This window comes from Yimella radicis, from assembly GCF_054778255.1.
This window is the reverse complement of sequence record NZ_BAAGZR010000010.1, coordinates 22836-46042: the sequence shown is the minus strand read 5'-3', so window position 1 is coordinate 46042 and position 23207 is coordinate 22836. Positions and strand designations below refer to the sequence as shown.

General features: G+C 65.7%; 20 protein-coding genes. 13 read left to right on the top strand and 7 right to left on the bottom strand.

The annotated features are described in order from the left end of the window. Positions 1 to 2: 2 nt before the first annotated feature. The 3 genes from treS to ACYU8W_RS09665 form a co-directional block, all read right to left on the bottom strand. On the bottom strand, positions 3 to 1724 hold the full coding sequence (gene treS / locus ACYU8W_RS09675; RefSeq protein ID WP_141927905.1) for a maltose alpha-D-glucosyltransferase: 1722 nt from the start codon (positions 1722 to 1724) through the stop codon (positions 3 to 5). A gap of 5 nt (positions 1725 to 1729) precedes the next feature. After that, on the bottom strand, positions 1730 to 3736 hold the full coding sequence (locus tag ACYU8W_RS09670) for an alpha-1,4-glucan--maltose-1-phosphate maltosyltransferase (protein WP_141927906.1): 2007 nt from the start codon (positions 3734 to 3736) through the stop codon (positions 1730 to 1732). An 88-nt stretch (positions 3737 to 3824) separates the two neighbouring features. Then, a complete protein-coding gene (locus tag ACYU8W_RS09665) occupies positions 3825 to 6365 on the bottom strand; it encodes a glycogen/starch/alpha-glucan phosphorylase (RefSeq protein ID WP_499468630.1) in 2541 nt (846 codons plus the stop codon). A gap of 204 nt (positions 6366 to 6569) precedes the next feature. Here ACYU8W_RS09665 and ACYU8W_RS09660 point away from each other — a divergent pair, with 204 nt between their 5' ends. Both ACYU8W_RS09660 and ACYU8W_RS09655 read left to right on the top strand, forming a co-directional pair. After that, positions 6570 to 6938, top strand: coding sequence for a hypothetical protein (locus ACYU8W_RS09660; RefSeq protein ID WP_129624815.1), 369 nt, complete (start codon positions 6570 to 6572; stop codon positions 6936 to 6938). After that, positions 6928 to 7350: a hypothetical protein gene (locus tag ACYU8W_RS09655; RefSeq protein WP_499468627.1), complete on the top strand. Its 423-nt coding sequence runs from the start codon at positions 6928 to 6930 to the stop codon at positions 7348 to 7350. The genes ACYU8W_RS09660 and ACYU8W_RS09655 overlap by 11 nt, the downstream gene beginning before the upstream one ends. 411 nt (positions 7351 to 7761) lie before the next feature. Here ACYU8W_RS09655 and ACYU8W_RS09650 read toward each other — a convergent pair whose 3' ends face one another. Continuing rightward, on the bottom strand, positions 7762 to 9444 hold the full coding sequence (locus ACYU8W_RS09650) for an HNH endonuclease signature motif containing protein (protein ID WP_499468625.1): 1683 nt from the start codon (positions 9442 to 9444) through the stop codon (positions 7762 to 7764). Positions 9445 to 9567: 123 nt separating this feature from the next. Between ACYU8W_RS09650 and ACYU8W_RS09645 the strand changes: the two genes are divergently transcribed. Next, entirely contained in the window at positions 9568 to 10224 is a 657-nt protein-coding gene (locus ACYU8W_RS09645) for a DUF6318 family protein (RefSeq protein WP_499468624.1), read from the top strand. Continuing rightward, a complete protein-coding gene (locus ACYU8W_RS09640; protein WP_499468622.1) occupies positions 10221 to 11180 on the top strand; it encodes a hypothetical protein in 960 nt (319 codons plus the stop codon). The genes ACYU8W_RS09645 and ACYU8W_RS09640 overlap by 4 nt, the downstream gene beginning before the upstream one ends. Positions 11181 to 11297: 117 nt before the next feature. Here the strand turns inward: ACYU8W_RS09640 and glgX are convergent, their stop codons facing one another. Further along, positions 11298 to 13439 (bottom strand): glycogen debranching protein GlgX, encoded by a 2142-nt coding sequence (glgX, locus tag ACYU8W_RS09635; protein WP_499468620.1) that lies wholly within the window; start codon positions 13437 to 13439, stop codon positions 11298 to 11300. Positions 13440 to 13473: 34 nt separating this feature from the next. Between glgX and ACYU8W_RS09630 the strand changes: the two genes are divergently transcribed. The 6 genes from ACYU8W_RS09630 to ACYU8W_RS09605 all read left to right on the top strand — a co-directional run bounded on the left by ACYU8W_RS09630 (position 13474) and on the right by ACYU8W_RS09605 (position 18665). Then, positions 13474 to 14055, top strand: a complete 582-nt coding sequence (locus tag ACYU8W_RS09630) for a hypothetical protein (protein WP_499468618.1) — start codon at positions 13474 to 13476, stop codon at positions 14053 to 14055. Beyond that, positions 14055 to 14843 carry an enoyl-CoA hydratase/isomerase family protein gene (locus ACYU8W_RS09625; protein WP_499468616.1) on the top strand — a complete coding sequence of 263 codons (789 nt, stop codon included), beginning with the start codon at positions 14055 to 14057 and terminating at the stop codon, positions 14841 to 14843. The genes ACYU8W_RS09630 and ACYU8W_RS09625 overlap by 1 nt, the downstream gene beginning before the upstream one ends. A gap of 113 nt (positions 14844 to 14956) precedes the next feature. Next, a complete protein-coding gene (locus ACYU8W_RS09620) occupies positions 14957 to 15481 on the top strand; it encodes a hypothetical protein (RefSeq protein ID WP_129624825.1) in 525 nt (174 codons plus the stop codon). A 113-nt stretch (positions 15482 to 15594) separates the two neighbouring features. Beyond that, complete coding sequence (locus ACYU8W_RS09615; protein WP_129624826.1) at positions 15595 to 16374, top strand: electron transfer flavoprotein subunit beta/FixA family protein; 780 nt, start codon at positions 15595 to 15597, stop codon at positions 16372 to 16374. A 26-nt stretch (positions 16375 to 16400) separates the two neighbouring features. Beyond that, positions 16401 to 17357 carry an electron transfer flavoprotein subunit alpha/FixB family protein gene (locus ACYU8W_RS09610; RefSeq protein WP_129624827.1) on the top strand — a complete coding sequence of 319 codons (957 nt, stop codon included), beginning with the start codon at positions 16401 to 16403 and terminating at the stop codon, positions 17355 to 17357. A gap of 75 nt (positions 17358 to 17432) precedes the next feature. Next, positions 17433 to 18665: an alpha/beta fold hydrolase gene (locus tag ACYU8W_RS09605; protein ID WP_499468613.1), complete on the top strand. Its 1233-nt coding sequence runs from the start codon at positions 17433 to 17435 to the stop codon at positions 18663 to 18665. Between the two features lie 3 nt (positions 18666 to 18668). Here the strand turns inward: ACYU8W_RS09605 and ACYU8W_RS09600 are convergent, their stop codons facing one another. Beyond that, entirely contained in the window at positions 18669 to 19787 is a 1119-nt protein-coding gene (locus ACYU8W_RS09600; RefSeq protein ID WP_499468612.1) for a hypothetical protein, read from the bottom strand. 100 nt (positions 19788 to 19887) lie between these two features. Here ACYU8W_RS09600 and ACYU8W_RS09595 point away from each other — a divergent pair, with 100 nt between their 5' ends. Further along, a complete protein-coding gene (locus tag ACYU8W_RS09595; RefSeq protein ID WP_370447344.1) occupies positions 19888 to 21090 on the top strand; it encodes a cysteine desulfurase family protein in 1203 nt (400 codons plus the stop codon). Beyond that, positions 21090 to 22172, top strand: coding sequence for a tRNA 2-thiouridine(34) synthase MnmA (mnmA, locus tag ACYU8W_RS09590; RefSeq protein WP_129624831.1), 1083 nt, complete (start codon positions 21090 to 21092; stop codon positions 22170 to 22172). The genes ACYU8W_RS09595 and mnmA overlap by 1 nt, the downstream gene beginning before the upstream one ends. Here the strand turns inward: mnmA and ACYU8W_RS09585 are convergent. Next, positions 22144 to 22536 (bottom strand): hypothetical protein, encoded by a 393-nt coding sequence (locus ACYU8W_RS09585; RefSeq protein ID WP_499468610.1) that lies wholly within the window; start codon positions 22534 to 22536, stop codon positions 22144 to 22146. The two genes, mnmA and ACYU8W_RS09585, sit on opposite strands and share 29 nt — an antisense overlap. Between ACYU8W_RS09585 and ACYU8W_RS09580 the strand changes: the two genes are divergently transcribed. Then, the gene (locus tag ACYU8W_RS09580; RefSeq protein ID WP_129624832.1) at positions 22526 to 23200 is read left to right on the top strand and encodes a septum formation family protein; all 675 of its coding nucleotides are present in this window, start codon (positions 22526 to 22528) and stop codon (positions 23198 to 23200) included. The genes ACYU8W_RS09585 and ACYU8W_RS09580 overlap by 11 nt on opposite strands. Positions 23201 to 23207: the final 7 nt, after the last annotated feature.

Sequence of the window (23207 nt, the reverse complement as noted above, 5' to 3'; positions counted from 1 at the left end):
GTTCACTCGCTTCCGACAGGGCGCAGCGACAACCAGAAGAAGTCGCGTGAGCCCAGGGTGAAGGTGGCGTTGCCGTCCTCGCCGACGACCGGGAAGTGCGCGCCGCCGAAGAGGTCACGCAGTCGGGCCCCGGCGAACTCCGAGCCCAACTGGATGGTGACCGACTGCGGGCTGGACGACAGGTTGTTCAGGCAGAGCACCGAACGGATGGAGATCTGGTCGTCCGGGTCGTCCTCGGCAGCGATCGTGCGGGTGAACGCCAGCACCGTGTCGTTGTCGGTCTCGCGGACGACGAAATCGCCCAGACCGAACACCGGGTACTGCGCGCGGATGGCGAGCATCTCGCGCACCCAGTGCAGCAGCGAGGACGAGTGCGCCATCTGCGCCTCGACGTTGACACTGTTGTGGTGGTAGACCAGCGAGCTGATCACCGGCAGGTACAACTTGCCCGGGTCGGCGGTGGAGAAGCCGGCGTTGCGGTCGGGCGACCACTGCATCGGGGTGCGGACGGCATCGCGGTCGTCCAACCAGATGTTGTCACCCATACCGATCTCGTCGCCGTAGTACAGGCATGGCGAGCCCGGCAAGGACAGCAGCAGTGCGTGGATGAGTTCGATCTCGGCGCGGCTGTTGTCGAGCAGCGTGGCGAGCCGTCGCCGGATGCCGACGTTGGCGCGCATCCGCGGGTCGGGGGCGTACCAGCCGTACATCGCGGCCCGTTCCTCCGGCGTCACCATCTCCAGCGTCAACTCGTCGTGGTTGCGCAGGAAGGTGCCCCATTGCGTCCCCTTGGGGATGGGTGGGGTCTCGGCCAGCACGTTGATGATCGGCGTGGCCTTCTCCTCCCGCAGCGAGTAGTACAGCCGCGGCATGACGGGGAAGTGGAAGCACATGTGGCACTCGGGTGCTTCCTCGGTACCGAAGTAGTCGACGACCTCGTGCGGCATCTGGTTCGCCTCGGCGAGCAGCACGCGTCCGGGGTACTCGGTGTCGACCATCTTGCGCAGTTCGGCGAGGAACTCGTGGGTCTTCGGGTGGTTCTCGCCGTTGTGGCCCTCTTCCTCGAACAGGTAGGGCACCGCGTCCAGTCGGAACCCGTCGATGCCGAGGTCCATCCAGAACCGGACGATGTCGAACATCTCCTCTTGCACCTTCGGGTTCTCGAAGTTGAGATCCGGCTGGTGGGAGAAGAAGCGGTGCCAGAAGAACTGGCGGCGCACCGGGTCGAAGGTCCAGTTCGACACCTCGGTGTCGACGAAGATGATCCGTGCCTCTGTGTACTTGTCGTCGGTGTCGGACCACACGTAGTAGTCGCCGTATGGACCTTCGGGGTCGCTGCGTGAGGCCTGGAACCACGGGTGCTGGTCGCTGGTGTGGTTCATCACGAAGTCGGTGATGATGCGGATGCCACGGGCGTGCGCCTGCGAGACCAACTCGGTGAACTCCGGCAGCGTGCCGAACTCGGGCAGGATCGCCTTGTAGTCGGCGATGTCATAGCCGCCGTCGCGCAACGGCGAGGCGTAGAACGGCGGCAGCCACAGGCAGTCGACACCCAGCCACTGCAGGTAGTCGAGGCGGTTGAGGAGACCGGTGAAGTCGCCCGATCCGCTGCCGGTGGAGTCGCCGAAGCCGCGCACGAGCACCTCGTAGAAGACCGCCTTGCGGAACCACTGCGGGTCGTGCTTGAGGCCGGGCTGCTGCAGGTTGAATCCCTGGACGCTCATCGTGCTCAGTACCTCCGCAGCTCGATGATGTGGACGGGTTCGGCGTCGACGCCGAGGCGGACGAAGTTGTGCTCGCCCCAGTGCCAGTGCGCGTCGGTGATCAGGTCGTGCGCCGTGAACGCCTCGCCCTCGTGCAGTCCCAGCGCCTCGAGGTCGAGGTGCACCCAGGACTCGCGGGTGGAGTGCGGGTCGAGGTTGGCGACCACGATCACGACGTCGTCGCCGCGCTTCTTGGAGAAGACCATCAGCGAGGAGTCGTCGACCTTGTGAAAGGTGATGTTGCGCAGCCACAGCAGGCTCGGGTGATCGCGGCGGATCTGGTTGAGCCGGGTCAGGTAGGGCGCGAGGGTCTGCCCTTCCTTGGCGCCGCCGGGCTCATAGTCCTCCCAATGACGGTTCTTGAACTCGTACTTCTCGTTGTCGATCTGTTCCTCGGCGCCCGGACGTGCGACGTGTTCGATCAACTCGTACCCGGCGTAGATGCCGTACGTCGGCACCAACGTCGCGGCGAGCGCGGCCCGCAGCTTCCAGGCGGTCGGACCGCCGAACTGCATGTACGGGGTGAGGATGTCGTGGGTCGTCGGCCAGAACGACGGACGCATGTAGGCCGCCGCGTCGCCGGCGAGCTCCTCGACGTACTCCTGCAACTCCTCGGGTTCGTTGCGCCAGGCGTAGTAGGTGTAGCTCTGCTGGAAGCCGATCTTGCCGAGCGTGTGCATCATGGCCGGACGCGTGAACGCCTCGGCCAGCCAGATGACGTCCGGGTGGTCCTTGGCGACGTCGTCGATCAGCCACTGCCAGAACTCGACCGGCTTGGTGTGCGGGTTGTCGACCCTGAAGATCTTGACCCCGTGGTCGATCCACACCTGCATGACGCGGCGGATCTCCGCGTAGATGCCCTCGGGATCGTTGTCGAAGTTGAGAGGGTAGATGTCCTGGTACTTCTTCGGCGGGTTCTCGGCGAACGCGATCGTGCCGTCGGCGCGCGTGGTGAACCACTCCGGATGTTCGGTGACCCACGGATGGTCGGGGGCGCACTGCAACGCAAGGTCGAGCGCAACCTCCATGCCCTGCCGCTCCGCTTCGGCGACGAACGCGTCGAAGTCCTCCCACGTACCCAGGTCGGGGTTGAGGGCGTCGTGCCCGCCGTCCTTGCTGCCGATGGCGTACGGCGAGCCTGGGTCATCCGGACCGGCGGTCAGGGTGTTGTTCGGGCCCTTGCGGTTGATCGACCCGATGGGGTGGACGGGTGTCAGGTAGATGACGTCGAAGCCCATCGCGGCGACCGCCGGCAGGCGCTTCATCGCGGTGCGGAAGGTGCCGGTGCGCCACTTGCCGGTGGCCTCGTCGAACTCCGCGCCCTCCGAGCGAGGGAAGATCTCGTACCAGGCGCCGGCCAGAGCGCGCTCCCGCTCGACCCACCAGGCGAACTCGCGACTGGGGGAAACCGCGTCGCGCAACGGGGTGCGGTGCATTGCCTCGACGACTGCCGGGTCGGTGCCCGCGGCCAGACGCTCGCCGGGCTCCTTGGACTCGTCGCGCAAGGTGGTGACGGCGTCCTGCAGGAGGGTGCGGTCGGCGTCGTCGTGGTCGAGCTTCACGGCGCGTTCCAGCACGCGCGCACCTTCCTCGAGCATCAACTCGACGTCGACGCCGGCTGCGACCTTGATCGTCGCGTCGTGTTCCCAGGTGCCATACGGGTCGCTCCAACCCTCGACGCGGTAGCTCCACCAGCCGGGGCGGTCGGCGCTGATCGTGCGGACCCAGTGGTCGAGACCGGGGTTGGTGCAGCGCATCGGAAGCAGGGTGGTCCGCCCGTCGGGATCGGTGATCGCGACGGACGCGTTGACGGCGTCGTGGCCTTCGCGGAAGACCGTCGCCTCGACGTCGAATTCCTCGCCGACGACGGATTTGGTGGGGAACGCTCCGCACTCGACGGCGGGTTTGATCCCGATGACCGGAATGCGGCCGATAGGGGACTGGGGCTGGGTTGTGGTGGGTGCCGAAGTCACCGTCCGAACCTATCGGAAAGGCCCTTCACCAGTGCTGGTGAAGGGCCCTCCATTCGGCCTGTTCGGGCCGTCTGCTCAGTGCGTGGACTCAGACGTTCCAGATCCGCTCGCGGTAGTCGCGCATCGAACGGTCGCTGGAGAAGAACCCGGTGCGCGCGACGTTGAGGATCGCCATCCGCGTCCACGCGTCGGAGTCGCGGTACGCCTCGTCCACCCGAGCCTGGGCGTCCAGGTAGGACTGATAGTCGGCCAGCGCCATGAACGGGTCCTGGGTGAGCAGGTTGTCGACGAACTGCGCCGCGAGCCGGCGGTCGCCGCCGGTGAAGTGGCCACTCGCCAGCAGGTCGATCGTGGCGCGCAGGTTCTCGTTCGACTGGTAGTAGGACTCCGGGTCGTAGCCCTTCGCCCGCAGCTCCTCGACCTGCGGCTCGTCCATGCCGAACAGGAAGAAGTTGTCGTCGCCGACGAGTTCGCGGATCTCGACGTTCGCGCCGTCGTCCGTGCCGATCGTCAGCGCGCCGTTGAGGGCGAACTTCATGTTGCCGGTGCCGGACGCCTCCTTGCCCGCGAGCGAGATCTGCTCGGACAGGTCGGCGGCCGGGATGAGCTTCTCAGCGAGCGTGACGTTGTAGTTCGCCGGGAAGGCGACCGACATGACGTTCTTGACCCGCTCGTCGGCGTTGATGGTCTGTGCGACGGAGTTGATCAGGAAGATCGTCTCCTTCGCGATGTGGTAACCCGGCGCCGCCTTCGCACCGAACACGAACGTGCGCGGGACGACGGACTCGGTCGAGACCCGTCCGGAGATGATGCCGTCGTACATCGAGACGATGTGCAGCAGCTTGAGCGACTGACGCTTGTACTCGTGCAGACGCTTGACCATCACGTCGAGCATCGCGTCGCGGGGCAGGTCGAGACCGTCGCGCGCCTTCAACAGGTTGTACAGGCGCTCCTTGTTGGCCTGCTTGACCTGCGCGAACTGCTGACGGAAGTTCGGGTCGTCGGCGAACGGCTCGAGCTTCTTGAACTGCTCGAGGTCGGTCACCCAACCGTCACCGATCGCGTCGGTGACCAGGTCGGACAGCTTGCGGTTGGCGAGGAATACGAAGCGGCGCGGTGTGACACCGTTGGTGACATTGGTGAACTTGTCCGGCCAGTAACCGGAGAAGTCGGGGAGCACCTTGTCGCGCAGCAACTGGGAGTGGAGTTCGGCGACACCGTTCACCTTCGAGGAGCCGATGGTGGCCAGGTAGGCCATCCGCACCGAACGCTCGGGGTGCTCGCTGATGATCGACATGCGACGAATGCGCATCTCGTCGCCGGCGAAGGCCCCGGCGACTTCCTCGAGGAAGTTCTTGTTGATGCGGTAGATGATCTCCAGATGGCGCGGCAGCAGCTTGCCCATGAGCTCCACCGACCAGACCTCGAGGGCCTCGGGCAGCAGGGTGTGGCAGGTGTAGGCGAAGCACTGCCGGGTGATGTCCCACGCGTCGTCCCAGTCGAATCCCTTGATGTCGACCAGAATCCGCATCAGCTCGGGGATCGCGATGACCGGATGGGTGTCGTTGAGCTGGAAGACGATCCGCTCGGGCAAGTGGTGCAGGTCGAAGTCCTGCGGCAGCGTGTTCTCGATGAAGTCGTGCAGCGAGCACGCGACGAAGAAGTACTGCTGCTGCAGGCGCAACTCCTTACCCTGCGGGGTGGAGTCCTCGGGGTAGAGCACCTTGGAGATGTTCTCGGCGAAGGTCTGCGCGCGCACGGCCTCGGCGTAGTCGCCGGAGTTGAAGATCTGCAGGTCGAACGCCTGGGTGGCCTTCGCGCTCCACAGACGCAGCGTGTTGACCGTGTGGTTGCGGAAACCCGGAACCATCTGGTGGTAGGGGATACCGAGGACGTTCCAGCCCGGGATCCAGCGCGAGCGCTCGCGGCCCTCGTCGTCGGTGTACTGCTCGGTGCGGCCTCCGAAGTCGACGCGTACCTGGCGCTCGGGGTGCGGGAACTCCCATGGGCTGCCGAGCGAGAGCCAGGAGTCTGGCACCTCGACCTGACGGTTGTCCTCGAAGGTCTGGCGGAAGATGCCGTACTCGTAACGGATTCCGTAACCGATGCACGGCACGTCCATCGTGGCGAGCGAGTCGATGAAGCAGGCTGCGAGCCGGCCGAGACCACCGTTGCCGAGGCCGGGCTCGATCTCTTGTGCACGCAGGTCGGCGATGTCGATGCCGCACTCACGCAGTGCGTCCGCGGCGATGTCCTGCAGGTCGGTGGCGAGCAGGGCGTTGCTCAACTGTCGACCGAGCAGGTACTCCGCCGACAGGTAGCCGACGGTCTTGGTGCCGCCCTCGCGGCGCTTGGCTCCGGTGTCGAGCCAATCGGCCATCATGTACTTACGCACCGTCTTGGCCAGCGCGATGTACTGGTCGTTGATCGTCGAACGCGATAGCAGGACGCCCTGACCGAAGTTCAGTTCGCGCAGAAAATGGTTGACGAAGCGCTCCACCGTGGGAGTCGGTGACTGCACCGCACCGGTGGCGATGTCGCTCAGCACCGGCAGGGTCGGACCCACCCGGTGCACGTCGGTGGTGGGCGACTCGTCGCTCGTGTACTCGTTCTTGCTGACGTCGGTCATGACAGGTGCTGCTCCATCGGTCGGCTCCGGTGAACGGCGTACCGCTCGCTGCTCGCACGCGTGCCGGGGCACACGCAACGCGTCCGCAGCATAGCGACGGCGACTGAACTTCCCACAGCCCGAAACCGTGCGTCGGCAGGTGATTCTCGTCTCGCGGACATCGGCGGATTCGGCGCGTTACCGCGGTGTTCGTACGATGGCTCGGTGTTCCTGCCCCTCAGCTACCTGCTCGGCGCTGCGCTACTCGCGCTCGCCGGGTACGGCGCCTTCCTGACCGCTCGCGGACGTGCGATCGACAACGCACTGTTCTATCTGCTGTGCGCGGTCGAGGTGCTGATGATCCTCGCGCTCGTGCTCGGGTTGGTCACCTGGAACGAGGCCGATGCGCAGATGAACAAGGGTGTGTTCGCCGCCTATCTGATCGGGATGGTCATCGCCACTCCGATCGCCGGGTTCTGGGCCTTCGCTGATCGTGAAACCCGTTGGGGCACTGGCGTTCTCGTGGTTGCAGCGACCGGGTTGCTGGTCATGACCGTGCGGCTCGTTCAGTTGTGGGGCGGCTATGCCGCGTAGTCGCACGAACGCCGGCCCGGGACGCATCCTCGTCGCCGTCTACGGCGTCTTCGCGCTGGCAGCCACGGGGCGCTCGATCATGCAGGTGGCCCAGAATTGGCCCGACCCGCCGCTTCCTTATCTGCTGTCGGCGCTCGCGGCAGTCGTCTACGTAATTGCGACTGTCGCGCTGGCGATGGGCGACCGGTTGCGTCTCGCGCTGGCGACGATCGGGTTCGAGTTGTTGGGTGTGCTCGCCGTCGGTACGTGGAGCTACCTGGACGCGGACCGCTTCCATGACAAGACCGTGTGGTCACATTTCGGACAGGGTTACGGCTACGTTCCACTGATCCTCCCCATCCTCGGCCTGCTCTGGCTGCGTTCCTCCACGCGCTCCTCCACACGCTCGGCCGGCGGGTCGCGCTCAGTTTGAGCCGTTCTCGAACCGCCCGGTTGAGCCTGGAGCATGACGAAGGCCTGCGCTGAGTTGTCGTTGAACCGCTGGTTGAGTCATGGCGTACTAGGCCTTGTACAGACCCGTCGCTTCACGGCTGGTTGAGCCAGGTGTCCGACGGAGGTTTGTGCTGAGCTGTCGCTTCACGGCTGGTTGAGCTATGCGCCCGACGATGGCTTGTGCTGAGTTGTCGCGAATCGCTGGTTGAGCCATGCGCCCGACGATGGCTTGTGCTGGGCTGTCGCTTCACGGTTGGTTGAGCCATGCGCCCGACGGAGGCTTGTGCTGGGCTGTCGCTTCGCCGCTGGTTGAGCCATGCGCCCGACGAAGGAGGGCGCATGTGCCGAAACCCGGTGACCGTGAACGGATTCCTGACCATACGGGGCTGATTCAGGAAGCGTCGTGCACGGAGTCGGGGTAGGTGATGTAGGTGCGGCCGGTGCGGGAGGTCCAGGTACAGACTCCGTCGTCGCTCATCTCGTAGTCCCAGTGCTTCTTGGTTTTTGCGTCGTGGTGGTGGCGACAGAGTGCGGCGAGGTTGTGCCCGGCAGTCGGCCCCTGGGGCCATTCGACGACATGGTCGATGTCGCACCTGATGGCGGCCCTTGTGCACATGGGGAACCGGCAGGTGTGGTCGCGTTGTTGCACGAACTCCCTCATCCGCGGCGTAGGTTCGTACGCGGTCGTCGAGGTTTCACACGTGACTCCGGTGTCGGCGTCGACCAGTGCCCGGGTCAGGCGGCAACCGAACTGCTCGATCAACGCCTCGAGCACTTCGGGCCGGATGAACCCGATCCCGGCGATGCGTGCCCACCCCGTGGTGTAGCAGTGGTCCGATTTCCTTGCTGTTGAGCCGGATTCGGGACCTGAAGCGCCGGAAGCGCCGGAAGCACTGGAAGCGCTGGGGGTGTTGGTGGGCTGGTCGGTGGTGTTCGGGCCGCGTGGGGACGTGGCGGACTGTCCGGGTGGTGGTGATCCGTCGTCCGGGGACGCCTCGGGCTCGTGTTCCGCGTCGTCGGTGGCACGTTGGGTGGCCGTCGCAGCCTGTTCCTCGCGTTCCTCGCGTTCCTCGCGTATGACAGGGACCTGGATGACGACCTGGTAGCTGACGTCAGCACCTTGTGTGACGAGGTCGTGCAACGCGCCCAGGCGCAGTTGTCCGAGCGTCGGCTTCGACTCACCGGTCTCGCTGCCCTCACTTGCGGGCGGGTTCTTCGAGCGTTGATCAGCCAGTTGGTCCACGGCTCCGTAGATGCGGGCGATCTGGTCGGCCGGCCCGATGGCGCACAGCTCGGCCATCCCGGCAATGTCGGAGGGGCGCACCCAGACACCGGTGGCGTCCTTGGCTTCTTTGACCCGCGCCTTCTTCGCGGCTTCCTCTTCCCACTGGGTCACCAGTGCCCGTGCGGCGCTCTTCACCTTCAGGTAACCCCAGGTGTCGAAGCCTTTCGCGTCGAGCAGGTGCTGCTCGACCCGGTGAGAGGTTTCGGGTGAGGCGCTCACCAACTCCGAGGCAACGAGGCTGACTTTCCAGTACGGGATCTCCCCTTCCACCGCAGCAGCCAGCAACCCGGGAGTTTTGGTGCATGCATCGATGGAGTTGCTCATCTTGCTCGAGGCAGTGCGGGGTGCCATCTGACAGGCAGCCGCCAGGTCGGTGTCGGCGAACGGTGCTTGGTGTCCGAGCGGGTGTTCGACCTTGGCGGTGACACCGGTGTCGGAGTCGACCAACTCCTCGTCGATCGCTGCGTACCTGGCCATGGCCATGGCTTGAACGGCTTGGGAGATCGATGCCAACTGCGTGGAACCGGTCACTGCTTTCTCGAGCATGCGATGGTCATCGACGTCGACGGGTCGGGCAGTGACGATGTCGCCGGCGTTGTGGACGGCGTCTGCGTGCAGTCCGTGGAACGCGGCCCGCGACATCTGAACCGCGAACTCCAGGACCTCCGACGGCGACCCCAATGCATCGACCAGTTGCTTCAACAAACGCTGCTTGCGTGCCGAGATCGATTCCAGCAGAACGAATTCCACCGGAGACTCCGGTTCGTAGAACTCGTAGCTGATGCCCATGAAGAAACTCTAGGCGGGACCACCGACAACCTCCGTCGGCCGGTTTACGTCGGGCGCACAGGTAAGAACTTTGCCAAGTTCTTACCTGTGGAAATCTTCCGTCCCAGGGCAGGAGGCCGCACGATGCAAGGGCTGTTCTTGCTTCTGGAGGTTCTGATGACGGCTCGATTCATGCGCACCGTTGCGCCCCTTGTTGCGGCGTCTGCTGCGTGCGGACTGATGGTCGGCTGTGGGGGTGGATCCCCGGAGGCGGAGTCCAGCCCGCCGTCGTCGACGACCACCTCCGCCGCGTCGCCGACGACCTCGAAGACCACGTCGACATCGGCGACGCCCACCAGTCAGACCAGCAACGCGACCTACGCCGGCGCGCCCGGTGTGCCTGAAGCTGCGAAGCACAAGACGGACGCCGGCGCGATTGCGTTCGCGAAGCACTACCTCGAAACGGTCAACAAAGTCGGTCAAAGGCCTAACGCCGGCATCCTGGAACCACTAGCTACGCCGAGCTGTAAGACGTGTAAGAACCAGCAGCGGACCGTTAGCAAGCTGATCGCCGAGAAAGCTACGTTCTCAGGCCCGCAATTCGTTATTGGCGATGCGGCGAAGCTGCCGGGTCCACAGACAGTCGTGGGCGTCGTCGTAGGGCAACCAGCTACCCAGATTGTCAATGGGACAGGCACAGTCCTCCACGAGTCTGAGGACGAAGGTCGAGCCCAGGCCGTTCTCGAATTGCGGTGGGCTTCCGGATGGCGCGTTGCTGAACTTAAGCACGCAGCAGCATGAAACTGGTCTTTGCTCTCCTCGTCCTGGTATGTACGTCGGCGACCTGCGCGGCAGAGGCCGACCCCGGCTCCCCTCCGCCGGTTCGTCCAATAGCGGCCCCGACGACACCGGCGACTAGCGGAGGCGACTGGTGCGATGCTCTGGTCTGTTCCAAGACGGACGGAGGTGGAAAGTACGTCGGCCTGTCACGAGCGGCAACATCTGCCCTGCCGCCCAAGGGTAGGGCCACGTTCGTCGAGGCAGGCAAAAAGGTCACCAAGGAAGTGCCGTACCAGTACGTCACGCTCCTTGCCTGCGGGAACAACAGCCCGGTCGGTCAGACCGAGATCGGGTGCACAGTGGCGTACGAGACCTGCCAGGGCGCAAACGTCGAAGGGCCCTACACGCGGATCTACCGCAAACTGTTGACCCCCGACGCAGCTCGCTCGAACGTGTGGGAGAACGTCGGCACGACGTGCTTCCCGACGGCGGTCCCGAATGCGGTGCAACGTCCGCGCTTGACGTTGGCGATGATTCGCAGCCAGTGGGAGCGCACCCAGTTCGCGAAGCCGACCGTCTCGATGCAGCCGATCGGTGGGAAGACGCTCGTGACGTTGCCGACGTTCTTCCAGTTGGCCTATCCAGCAACGGGATTCCAGCCGAACGAGATCAACACCGTGAACCTGCTCGGCCATCAGGTGCGGATCAAGCCGACGTTCAAGCACAACGTGTTCAGCTACGGCGACGGCGGCTCGAGTGGTCCGACGCAGTCCGGTGGCGGTGTGTACCCGGACGGCGACATCAAGCATGCATACGACAAGTCAGGCACCTACGTGACCAGTGTCTCGACGACCTACGGCGGCCAGTACTCGGTCGACGGCGGCGAGTGGGCGGACATCCCGGGATCGGTGACCGTGGCCGGACCGAGTTCGCAGATCCAAGTCGTGACGACGAAGAATCAGTTGGTGAACAACTAGGCCGTCCGCCCGGGTTCGCGTGAATCTCACGTGGTCTCGATCGCGGCGCTCGCCCTGGGGGCTCGCACCTACTCGACCGGCGTGTGGTGAATCAGTAGGCCGTCCGCAGGGTGCTGCTCAGCGGGAGGGCGCCTTGAAGATCGCCAAGGACGCAGCGCGCACCGGGTAGCCGGCGCTGTGCTCGATCGTCGTCGACGGGATGTCCGCCGGGTTGTCGATCGCGCTGTCCCACAGCAGTTCCCATGCGTGCCCACTCGAGCTCGACGGTAGCGAGATGGTGGCGTGGTCGCAGCTGCCGTGCAGCACCAGCAGCAGGTTGTCGTCACCGATGTTGTCGCCGTCGAAGAGTGCCTGCACTGTCCGCGTCGATCCGTCTGCCCAGGCATCCGAGGTCATCGCGGCGCCGTCCTGATCGAACCACCGCAGCACCGGCGACGAGCCGGTGTCGTGGTCGGGCAGGAACTCACGTTGACGCAGCACCGGGTGCGCGGCACGCAGGGAGGTCAGATAGGCGGTCGTGTCGATCAGATCGCGCTGCCAGGGCTCGAATCCCCAGTCGAACCAACTGATCTCGTTGTCCTGGCAGTAGGCGTTGTTGTTGCCGCCCTGCCCGCGTCCGAACTCGTCGCCGCCGAGCAGCATCGGCACTCCCGCACTCAACAGCAGCGTTCCGAGCATGTTGCGGACGACCCGTCGGCGCAGCGTCTCGGTCTCCTCGTTCGCGGCCGCATGCCCCTCCACACCGAAGTTCCACGACAGGTTGTGTTCCGAACCGTCGCGGTTGCCCTCGCCGTTCGCGCCGTTGTGCTTGGAGTTGTACGCCGTCAGGTCAGCGAGTGGGAAGCCGTCGTGAGCGGTCACGTAGTTGACCGATGCGATGGGGGAGCGGGAGCCGAAGGTGTCCTGCGAACCGCCGATGCGCATGGCGAGTTCAGCGACGCCGTGCCCGGGGTGGCCCGCGGCATCAGCAGCGAGGTCACGCAGCCAGAAGGTGCGGACCGCGTCCCGGAATTTGTCGTTCCAGTCGGCCATCGGGTGCGGGAACTGACCCGTGCGCCAGCCGTGCGAACCGATGTCCCATGGCTCGGCGATCAGCTTCACCCGGCTGAGCACCGGGTCGGTGCGCATGGCCATCAGGAACGGGTGGTCGGGGTGGAAGGAGTCGTCCCGCTCACGCCCGAGCGCGACCGCGAGATCGAATCGGAACCCGTCGACATGCATTTCGGTGACCCAATAACGCAGCGAGTCCAGCACCATCCGCAGCGGCGTCTCGTGCGTCGTGTCGATCGTGTTGCCGCACCCGGTGACGTCGACGTCGTGACCACGCGAATCGAGACGGTAATAGTTCGACTGGTCGAGACCACGCCACGAGAGGGTGGCTCCGGTCGAAGCTCCCTGCTCGGCGGTGTGGTTGTAGACGACGTCGAGGATCACCTCGATACCCGCGCGGTGCAGCAGTTTGACCATGCCCTTGAACTCATCGATCGCACCCTGCGGATCGGACGCGCACGCGTACCCGGCGTGCGGGGCGAAGAACCCGAGCGTGTTGTAACCCCAATAGTTCGACAGCCCGAGTTTGACCAGGTGCGGCTCGCTGGTTGAGGCGTGGATCGGCAACAGCTCGATCGCGGTCACGCCCAGCCGCTGCAGATGGTTGATCGTCGCCGGGTGCGCGACTCCCGCGTAGGTGCCCCGAAGTTCCTGCGGCACATCAGGATTCAGCATCGTCAAGCCGCGCACGTGTGCTTCGTAGATCACCGTGCGATCCCACGGCGTGAACAACTGAGAGTCGCCGTCCCAGTCGAAGTGGTCGTCCACGATCACATTGCGCGGCATGTCCGGTGCGCTGTCGCGGTCGTCCCGCACTGATCCGTCGCCGCTGAACGCCGCGTCCACTTCGTGCCCGAAAACGGTCGGGTTCCAACGGACTTCTCCGTCGACCGCGCGGCCGTACGGGTCGAGCAACAACTTCGAGGGGTTGTAGCGCAGACCCTCCTCGGGTCGCCACGGACCCTCCGCCCGGTACGCGTAACGCGTCCCAGGCCCGACCCCGGCCACTGCGCCGCACCAGACGCCGCCGCGGTGCCGGGTGAGCGGCACGCGTGACTCGGTGCCCGACTCGTCGAAAAGACACAGATCGACCTGCCAAGCGCGGTCCGCCACGACGGCGAACTCGGCGCCGTCGGCTGTGAGAGTGACCCCCGGGGCTGCTGGTGCATCGAGTGAACGTGGGACTGAAGCGACCGGTCGGGTGGGCATGAGGGAAAGCCTACGGTCGACTACCGTGGCGACCATGACTGATCCCACAGCACTGCCGAACTTCCCGACGTCCGGAAACCAGAACGGCAACCCGTCCGAGCCCCAGGCTCAGGAGGGTCAGCCCATGTTCGCCGGCCCGAACGACGAGTCGCCCGCGCGTGACCGCGTCGTCGAGGCACTGCGCTCGGTCGGCCTCAACCCCGAGGTCGACGAGGACGGCGACGTCAGCTACCTCCTGCCCGCAGGCGAGGACGCCCCTGAGGGCACCCCCGAGCAGCAGCTGTTCGTGCGCGCGATCGACGGCGAGCCGGCCATGATCCGCGTCTTCGGCCAGTGGCAGATCGGCGACGACGTCCCGGCCGACCTCAACAAGCGTCTGCTCGCGGCGAACGACATCACGCTGAGCCTGAACATCATCAAGGCCGGCATCGCCAACGGCAACCTCGTCGTCACCGGCGAGCACCTCATCACTCCCGAGTCCGACCTGCCGATGTTGCTGCAGTCGACCACCCAGATGGTGGTTCACGCGGTGCAGATGTGGCACCAGGCCGCCACCAGCGATGGTCCGCACGCGGCGACCGGCGGCGAGGGCGACGGCCTGAACGGTCAGGCCTGATGACCGCGTACGGGGAGTTCGTCTCCACGCAGGTCGACGGCGGCATCGCGGTGTTGCGTATCGACCGCCCGAAGATGAACGCCCTGAACGAGGAGATCCAGGAAGGTCTCGCGGCGGCCTCGCTCGCGTTGACCAAGGACGACTCGGTCCGTGGTGTCGTGGTGTACGGCGGCGAGAAGGTCTTCGCGGCGGGCGCCGACATCAAGGAGATGCGCACGGCTTCGTACGCCGACATGGTCAAGCGGGCCGGACGCCTGCAGGATTGCTTCGCGTCGATCGCCGCCATCCCGGTGCCGACCGTGGCGGCGATCGCCGGCTACGCCCTCGGAGGAGGATGTGAACTGTCCATGGCGTGCGACTTCCGGGTTGCGACGAACGACGCCAAGCTCGGTCAGCCGGAGATCCTCCTCGGACTGATCCCGGGTGCGGGCGGGACGCAGCGTCTGACCCGGCTGGTCGGTCCGGCCAAGGCCAAGGACCTCGTCTTCACCGGCCGCATGATCGACGCCCAGGAGGCGCTCGCGATCGGCCTCGTCGACGAACTCTGCGAGCCCGGTGACGTGCTCGGTGCGGCCAAGGCCAAGCTGAAGCCGTTCGTGAACGGTCCGGCGATCGCACTGCGCGCCGCCAAGGCTTCGATCGACCAGGGCCTCGAGGTCGACCTGCAGACCGCGTTGCGCATCGAGAGCGCGCACTTCGCCGGTCTGTTCGCGACCAAGGACCGGCAGATCGGCATGGACTCGTTCGTCGAGAACGGTCCGGGCAAGGCGCAGTTCACCGGCGAGTGACGCCGGACGCAGCGAAGCTGCAGCAAAGGCTCCACGAAGGGTGGTGCCGCACCCGCCGCACGGCGAGGTTCGGCACTACCCTTCGACATGTTCGGGTGAGAAAGGAATCCCAAATGACGATCAAGCAGTGGAACATCCCCTCCGACTGGCAGGAGCCGTTCGTGGCGAAGCTGACGGAGCGCGGAGCGTCCGGAACGGTCGTCAACACGGCCCTCGAGGCGATCGACGACAAGTGCAAGGCCACGGGCGAGGAGCCGCTCGCGCTGTTCGGTGAACCGCGCGCCTACGCCGAGAGCGTGATCCTGCCCGACACCAAGGCCGCGTCCCGATCGCGCACCAAGGCAATCGCTTTGGCCCTGCTCGGACTTCTCGGCATGTTCCTCACGCTGTGGGGCTGGGCCGCGATGCAGAAGGACACCGACAAGCTGATCGGCATGTCGCCCGTCGTCATCTTCGTGATCGGCGCGCTGCTGTGCCTGGGTGCCGCGATCGCGGATGCCCTGCTCGGTGCCAAGGCCGACGTCGTCCACGGCGCGCCGCAGAAGGGTTCGGCGCTGCTGCTCAACAAGCTCGGGCCGTGGATCATCGTCGCTCTCACGCTGGTGGGCATGCTGCTCATCTGGGTACGCAACAACTGAACGATCTGACGCAACCCCGATAGTTACCTGCGGGTAACACGGGGTTAGGCTGAAACCAGTCCCATGCGGTTGCCCGTGTCTGCGGCACCGCCCAACACGACAGAAGGACGCGCATGAACATCGTCGTATGCGTCAAGTACGTGCCGGACGCTCAGGGCGACCGCACGTTCGAGGACGACAACACCACCGACCGCGACGGCGTCGACGGTCTGCTCTCGGAGCTCGACGAATACGCGGTCGAGCAGGCGTTGCGCATCGTCGAGGCCGGTGAAGGTGAAGTCACCGCTCTCACCGTGGGTCCCGAGGGTGCCGCCGAGGCGCTGAAGAAGGCGCTGCAGATGGGCGCCCACAAGGGTGTTCACGTGCTGGACGACGCGATCGCCGGTTCGGACGCAATCGCCACCTCGCTGGTGCTGGCCGAGGCCGTCAAGAAGATCGGCTCGCCCGACATCGTGATGACCGGTGTGTCCTCGACCGACGGCGTGATGGCCGTGGTCCCGGCGATGCTGGCCGAGCGACTGGGCCTGCCCCAGGTCACCCAGCTGTCCGAACTGTCGGTCGCCGACGGCAAGGTCACCGGCCGCCGTGACGGCGACATCGCGTCCGAGAACCTCGAGGCATCGCTGCCCGCCGTTGTCGGCGTCACCGACCAGACGGACGAGGCGCGTTACCCCTCGTTCAAGGGCATCATGGCCGCCAAGAAGAAGCCCGTCGAGACATGGTCGCTGGCCGACCTCGGCGTCGACGCGGGACAGGTGGGCCTGGAGAACTCCTGGACAAAGGTCGTCGGCGCCGACAAGCGTCCACCGCGTGAGCAGGGCACCGTTGTCACCGACGAAGGTGATGGCGGCAAGAAGCTCGCCGAGTTCCTGTCCGCCCAGAAGTTCGTCTGATCAGTCACGAGACAAGGAGATTCGTCATGGCTGAAGTTCTCGTCCTGGTCGACCACACCGATGGCACCGTCAAGAAGACCACCGCGGAGTTGCTGACGATCGCACGTCAGATCGGCACCCCGTCGGCCGTGTTCGTCGGCAGCAACGTCGAGGCCGCACGTCCGCGTCTGGCTCAGTTCGGCGCTGAGAAGGTGTACGTCATCGACAACGCCGACGTGCAGGACTACCTCGTCGCACCGCTCGCCGAGGCCCTCGCCGCCGTCGTCGAGCAGGCGTCCCCGGCTGCTGTGCTGCTGCCCTCGACCCCGCACAACAAGGAAGCCGCCGCGCGACTGGCGATCAAGACCGGTTCGGGTCTGATCACCGATGCGGCTGCTGTTGAGGTCGACGGCGACACCGTCACCGCAACACAGTCGGTGTTCGCCGGCTCCTACACCACCAGGTCGCAGGTGACCAAGGGCTTGCCGATCATCACCGTGAAGCCGAACATCCTGCCGCCGACCGCGTCGCAGGCCGGTGCGGCCGTGGTGAACGTCGACGTCCAGGTGTCCGACGCCGCCAAGGGCGCGAAGATCACCGACCGTCAGCCGAAGCAGAAGTCGGGTCGTCCCGAACTCACCGAGGCCGCGATCGTGGTCTCCGGTGGTCGTGGCACCGGCGGTGACTTCGGTCCGGTCGAGGGGTTCGCCGACTCCCTCGGCGCTGCCGTGGGTGCCTCGCGCGCCGCGGTCGACGCCGGTTGGTACCCGCACTCCAACCAGGTGGGTCAGACCGGTAAGCAGGTCAGCCCGCAGTTGTACGTCGCTGCCGGCATCTCCGGTGCGATTCAGCACCGCGCGGGCATGCAGACCTCGAAGACGATCGTCGCGGTCAACAAGGACGAGGAAGCGCCGATCTTCGAACTCGTCGACTTCGGCGTCGTCGGCGACCTGTTCCAGGTGCTGCCGCAGGCCACCGAAGCGGTCAAGCAGTCCAAGAACTGACGCGCAGGTCGAAGCGCCCGTCCCGGAAACGGGGCGGGCGTTTTCGCGTCACCCGACGCCGGATACGGTCGCGTCATGGTCGACATCGAACGGCGCGGCGGACTCATCCTCACCAATCACCGGCTCGAGGTCCCGCTCGATCACGACGACCAGTCGGGTGCCACCATCGAGATTTTCGCCCGGGAGATTGCCCTACCGGACGCGGCCGACAAGCCCTATCTCGTCTTCCTTCAGGGAGGACCGGGTGGCGAGAGTCCGCGGCCGAGCACAGACCCCGTCGGTCCAGGTTTCGTCGAACGCGCGGTCCGTGACTACCGACTGCTGCTGCTCGACCAGCGCGGCACCGGATTGTCGACTCCTGTGGATGGCCTCGAAGGGATGAGCGCGCAGGAGCAGGCCGACTACTTGGTCAACTTCCGTGCCGACTCGATCGTGCGCGACTGTGAGGTGCTGCGCGAGCACCTGTTGGTCGAGCAATGGAGCCTTCTGGGGCAGTCGTTCGGTGGGTTCTGCTCGCTGCACTACCTCAGCCGTTTTCCGAATAGCCTGCGGGAGGTCTTCTTCACCGGGGGCATCCCGCCGGTCGGCATGCCGGTCGACGAGGTCTATGCCGCGACCTACGAGCGCACCGCGGAACTGGTCGAACGTCATTACGCCAGGTTCCCCGGCGACCGTGACGCAGTGCGCCGGGTCGTCGAGCTCTGCGACGTCGGGGCGGTGAAGCTGCCGGACGGAACATCGTTGTCGGCCAGGCGTTTTCGGCAGATCGGTAACGGGCTCGGCATGTCATACGGCTCGGAGCAACTGCACTACCTGCTCGAGCGTGACCCGCGATCACCGATGTTCGGGGCCGTCGCTTCGGCCATGCTCCCGTTCCCGTCCTGGACGCCCATCTACACCGTGTTGCACGAGGCCTGTTATGCCGACGGGGGAGTCACCGGCTGGTCGAGCGAACGGGTGATGCCGTCGTCCTACCGGGACGACATCACCATGCTGACCGCCGAGCACCCGTTCCCCTGGCTGTTGGACGAGGTGTCCGGACTGCGACCACTGAAGGAGGCGGCCGACCTGCTCGCCGCCCATGAGTGGCCGCAGCTGTACGACGCCGACGCATTGGCGCGCACCGACGTCCCCTGCGCGGCTGCGATCTATTACGACGATCCCTACGTACTGCGCGAACACTCAACTGCCACAGCGCAATTGCTGCCGCAGATGCATCCGTGGATCACGAACGAATATCTGCACGACGGGTTGCGCGCCGACGGCAGAGTGTTGGATCGACTGATCGAGCTGGTGAAGAAGGGGTGAGCCTCAGCCTGTCGCAGTGCTGCTCGACGGCACCGAGGCAGACGACGAGGCAGAAGACGAGGCAGACGACGAAGGTGAGTTCGACGCACTCGCCCGCGGTTTCAGCGTCCAGGTCGCGGTGACCTTCCGGTCACTCGGCTCAGGCATGTACAGCAGTTTCCAGCCCGCCACCTCGGAGCCCTTCGGCGTCCAGAAGACCAGGGTGTAGCGCTTCGGCTTGTCCGTCTCCACGAGGTCGCTGGTGAGGTTCTCGCCGTCGCTGCCGAGTTCGTTGTAGCGGCAGAGATTGCCCTTGTCGTCGATCAGCTGGAACTGATTGCGTTCGATGTAGCCGACCGACCCCTTGGCGGCGACGTAGAGGCTCACCACGACTCCACGTACATCGTTCGGCTGGTTCGGTCCGGGTTTCAACTCCCGGCTCCAGGGCGTGCTTGGCGTGATCGCCAAGGAGATCGGGTCGTCACCGGTGGTGAACGGCTTGTAGAACTCCTGATCCTTCGCACCGGCGAGCTTGATGCCGGACCGGTTCGTCGAGCAGGTGTTGACGGGGGCAGGCGACGGCGCGGATCCGTTCCCGGACCAGGACGCGATCGCTCTGGGCGATCCCGGTTTGTCGACGTAGTGGACGGCGTAGTCGGACAGGTTGGCCTCCGCAGGGACGATGAACGCGACGACGCCCGAGACCACCTTCGACTCATCGACCTGGCTCACCTGAAGGGCACCACGCAGCGGGTTGGTTGCCGGCTGGGCGCATCGCTGACCGTCAGGATCTGCCAGGACGAACGATTCGGGGTGCAGGGCGAACACCCCGTTGGTCTGGACGCGGGCGCTGACCTTGATCTGAGCGATCCGGTATCCGTCGGCGGGTGACGCTGTGGTGCTCATCGCCGGCTCGGAGACCTGCGTGCGGAGGGCGCCGCTGGATTCGACCGCGACCGGAGCGTCGAATGCCGACGTCTTGCCGCCGAGGCTCGGAGCCTCACCCGAGGAACAGGCGGCCGCAGGCACTGAGTCCTGGTCGGTGGTCCCTGATTCCTTCGAATCGTCCGACCCGAACGTGCATGCGGACATCGTCAGGGCAGTGGTCAGGCTGAACGCGAGCAGGCGGGGGCGGACGGTCATTGGGGATGTTCCTCGGCTGTTCCGGTCGGGGGTGCGTCAAGTCTTGCAAATGGGCGGGCGTGCACGGGAGTCAGACCACCCCGGGATCGGACGTAAACTCGTGCGGGTGAGCCAGAACGTCTACGCCGACCACGCCGCGACGACGAACGTCCGCCCGGAGGTCGTCGAAGCGGTGGCCGCCCAACTCAGTGTGGTCGGCAACGCCTCCTCGTTGCACTCCGCCGGGCGGGCAGCCCGTCGCGTGGTGGAGGAGGCCCGGGAACAGATCGCGGAGGCCATGGGAGCTGCCCCGTCCGAGGTCGTGTTCACCTCAGGTGGCACCGAGAGCAACAACCTCGCCGTCAAGGGTTCGTTCTGGCATGCCACCGAATCCGATCCGCAGCGCACGACGTTGATCATCGGCACCACCGAGCATCACGCCCTTCTCGACCCGGTCGAGTTCCTCGTCGATCGGGGAGCGGATGTCGTCTGGTTGGAGGTCGATCGTGAAGCGGTGCCCAGTCCTGATGGTCTACGGGCCCTACTCGAGCAGCACGCGGAGTCCACGGCTCTGGTGTCGGCGATGTGGGTCAACAACGAGGTGGGAGCCATCGCGCCCGTTCCCGAGCTGGCCTCGGTCGCAAGGGAATTCGGCGTCCGATTCCATACCGACGCGGTTCAGGCGGTCGGGCACGTTCCGGTCGATTTCGCTTCCAGTGGCGTCGACATGCTCAGCCTCTCGGGCCATAAGTTCGGCGCACCTCAGGGCGTCGGTGCCTTGCTCGCGCGACGTGACGTCAAGCTCACGCCATTGACGCACGGCGGGGGACAGGAACGTCAATTGCGTTCCGGCACGCTCGACGTGGCGAATGTCCGCGGTCTCGCCGTTGCCCTCACCGCGGCGGTCGCGGAACTCGATGTCGAGGCGAAGCGGCTCGCCGGCCTGCGCGATCGACTGGTCGAAGGCGCGCTGTCGCTCGACCTGGGCATCGCTGTCAGCGGACCGTATGCGCCCGGCGACACCGACCGACGCCTTGCCGGCAACGTCCACCTGCGCGTACCTGATTGCGACGGCGACTCGCTGCTCTATCTGCTGGACGCTGCGGGCATCGAATGCTCGACCGGGTCGGCGTGTCAGGCGGGTGTTCCACAGCCGAGCCACGTCCTGCTCGCGATGGGATTCCCGGAAGCCGAGGCCCGTGGGGCGCTGCGGCTCACGTTCGGCCACACCAGCACCGACGCGGACGTCGACGCGATCCTTGCGTCACTGCCGGCGGCCGTCGACCGCGCCCGACGTGCGCACCACTCCGGACGGGTGCGCTGATGCGGGTCGTCGCAGCGATGAGCGGTGGTGTCGACTCTGCGGTCTGTGCCGCGCGAATGCTCGATGCCGGCCATGACGTCGTCGGCGTCCACCTCGCTCTGTCACAGTCCGCTGCGACCTTGCGGGAGTCGGCTCGTGGCTGCTGCACGATCGAGGACGCGGGCGACGCAAGAAGGGTGGCCGACAAGCTCGGCATCCCGTTCTACGTGTGGGACATGGCCGACCGGTTCCGTGAGGACGTCGTCGAGGACTTCGTCTCGGAGTACCGCGCCGGTCGCACACCCAACCCCTGCCTGCGGTGCAACGAGCGGATCAAGTTCGCTGCCCTGCTCGACAAGGCCCTCGCGCTCGGGTTCGACGCCGTGGCAACCGGTCACTACGCGCGCATCGTGGACGGGCCGAACGGACGCGAACTGCACCGGGCGGTCGACATGGCCAAGGACCAGTCGTATGTGCTCGGGGTTCTGGACGCCGACCAACTCGCGCACTCCTTCTTCCCGCTGGGCGACACCACCAAGCCGGACATCCGCAAGGAAGCGGCCGAGCGCGGCTTCTCCGTGGCCAAGAAGCCGGACAGCCACGACATCTGCTTCATCGCCGACGGTGACACCCAGGGTTGGCTGACCTCGCGCCTCGGCGCCGCGACCGGACCGATCGTCGACGAGTCCGGCGAGGTCGTCGGTGAGCACGATGGTGCTTTCGCCTACACGGTGGGCCAGCGTCGCGGGCTCGGCCTGAAGGTGCCGCGAGCAGACGGCGCCAAGCGCTATGTCACCCAGGTCGACCCGTCGTCCAACACCGTGTTCGTCGGCACCGAGGATCTTCTCGGCGTCGACGAGATCCATGGCAGCCACACCCGCTGGCCCGGCCCCGCACCGATCGGTGAGGTCAGGCTCGGTGCCCAACTGCGCGCTCACGGAGAGGAATTCGCAGCAACAGTGCGAGCCGAGGGGGATGAGATCGTGGTCCGGTTGGACGAACGAACCCGTGGTGTGGCCCCCGGACAGTCCGTCGTGCTGTACGAAGGCACACGCGTCGTCGGGTCGGCGACGATCACCCGTACGGGCAGATCGACCCGCTGACAAGGTAATCCCGCCGATGTGGGATCCGCACACCGGTTGAGTACGTCGGTACCCTTGGCGCGAACATCCGTCGGAGGGGGAGCAGGACAATGCCGAGGAAGTCGATTCTCACCATGGCCGTGACCGCGGCTGTGCTGTTGGCCGGTTGTGGTGGTGACGACGGCGGGCCGACCGTCGTGCCCAACTCCGGCTCGCCCTCGACTTCGAGTGAGTCCAGCACCTCGACAGCTGCCTCGCCCGCCTCGTCGTCATCGAGCAGTTCGACACCGAGTTCCACGCCGAGTTCGACGCCGAGTTCGACGCCGAGTTCGACGTCGTCGGCGCCGGCCGAGCTAGCGGTCGGCGATTGCTTGATGTACAGCACCTACGAGAAGGTGGACTGTTCCCGGCCGCACGACATGGAGGTCAGTGCGCTCGTGCCGAACAAGGAGTACGCGAACGACCTGGTGAAGCGGAACGCCCTGCGCAGCTACACCTGCCTCACCGAGGCGGCGAAGTACACCGGAGGTCCGGGATACGGCACGCGATTCCTGAGCCAAGGCATCTCGGCGTCGAAGGATCCGAAGTCTGCCGAGCGCATCGCCTGTGTCGTGATGCTCTACAACGAGACCGATACCGGGATCGAGAAGGTGTCCAGATCGGTCAAGAACGCGGTCAAGACCGACGGGTTCGAGAAGTATCAGTTGTGCACCTCGCTGCCACCGAGCGGCGACAAGGTGAAGATGGTGCCGTGCTCCCAACCGCACGTCGCGGAGTCGATCGGCGGATTCATCACCGGCAAGTTCGGTGACGCCTACCCGGGCCTGGACAAGCACAACGCGAACATGCTCAAGCAGTGCCGCCCGTACGCGCAGCGTTACCTGGGCGCCCAGCGACGAGACATCGTCGCCTCGCAGAACAGTTCACCGGCTTCCGGTTGGAAGCGTGGACAACCGATCACCGCCTGCTTCGTCGAAACCGTCGGCGGTGTCAAGGTCACCAAATCGATGAAGGGCATCGGCAACAAGCCCCTGGGGAGTCTGAAGTGATGCGTAT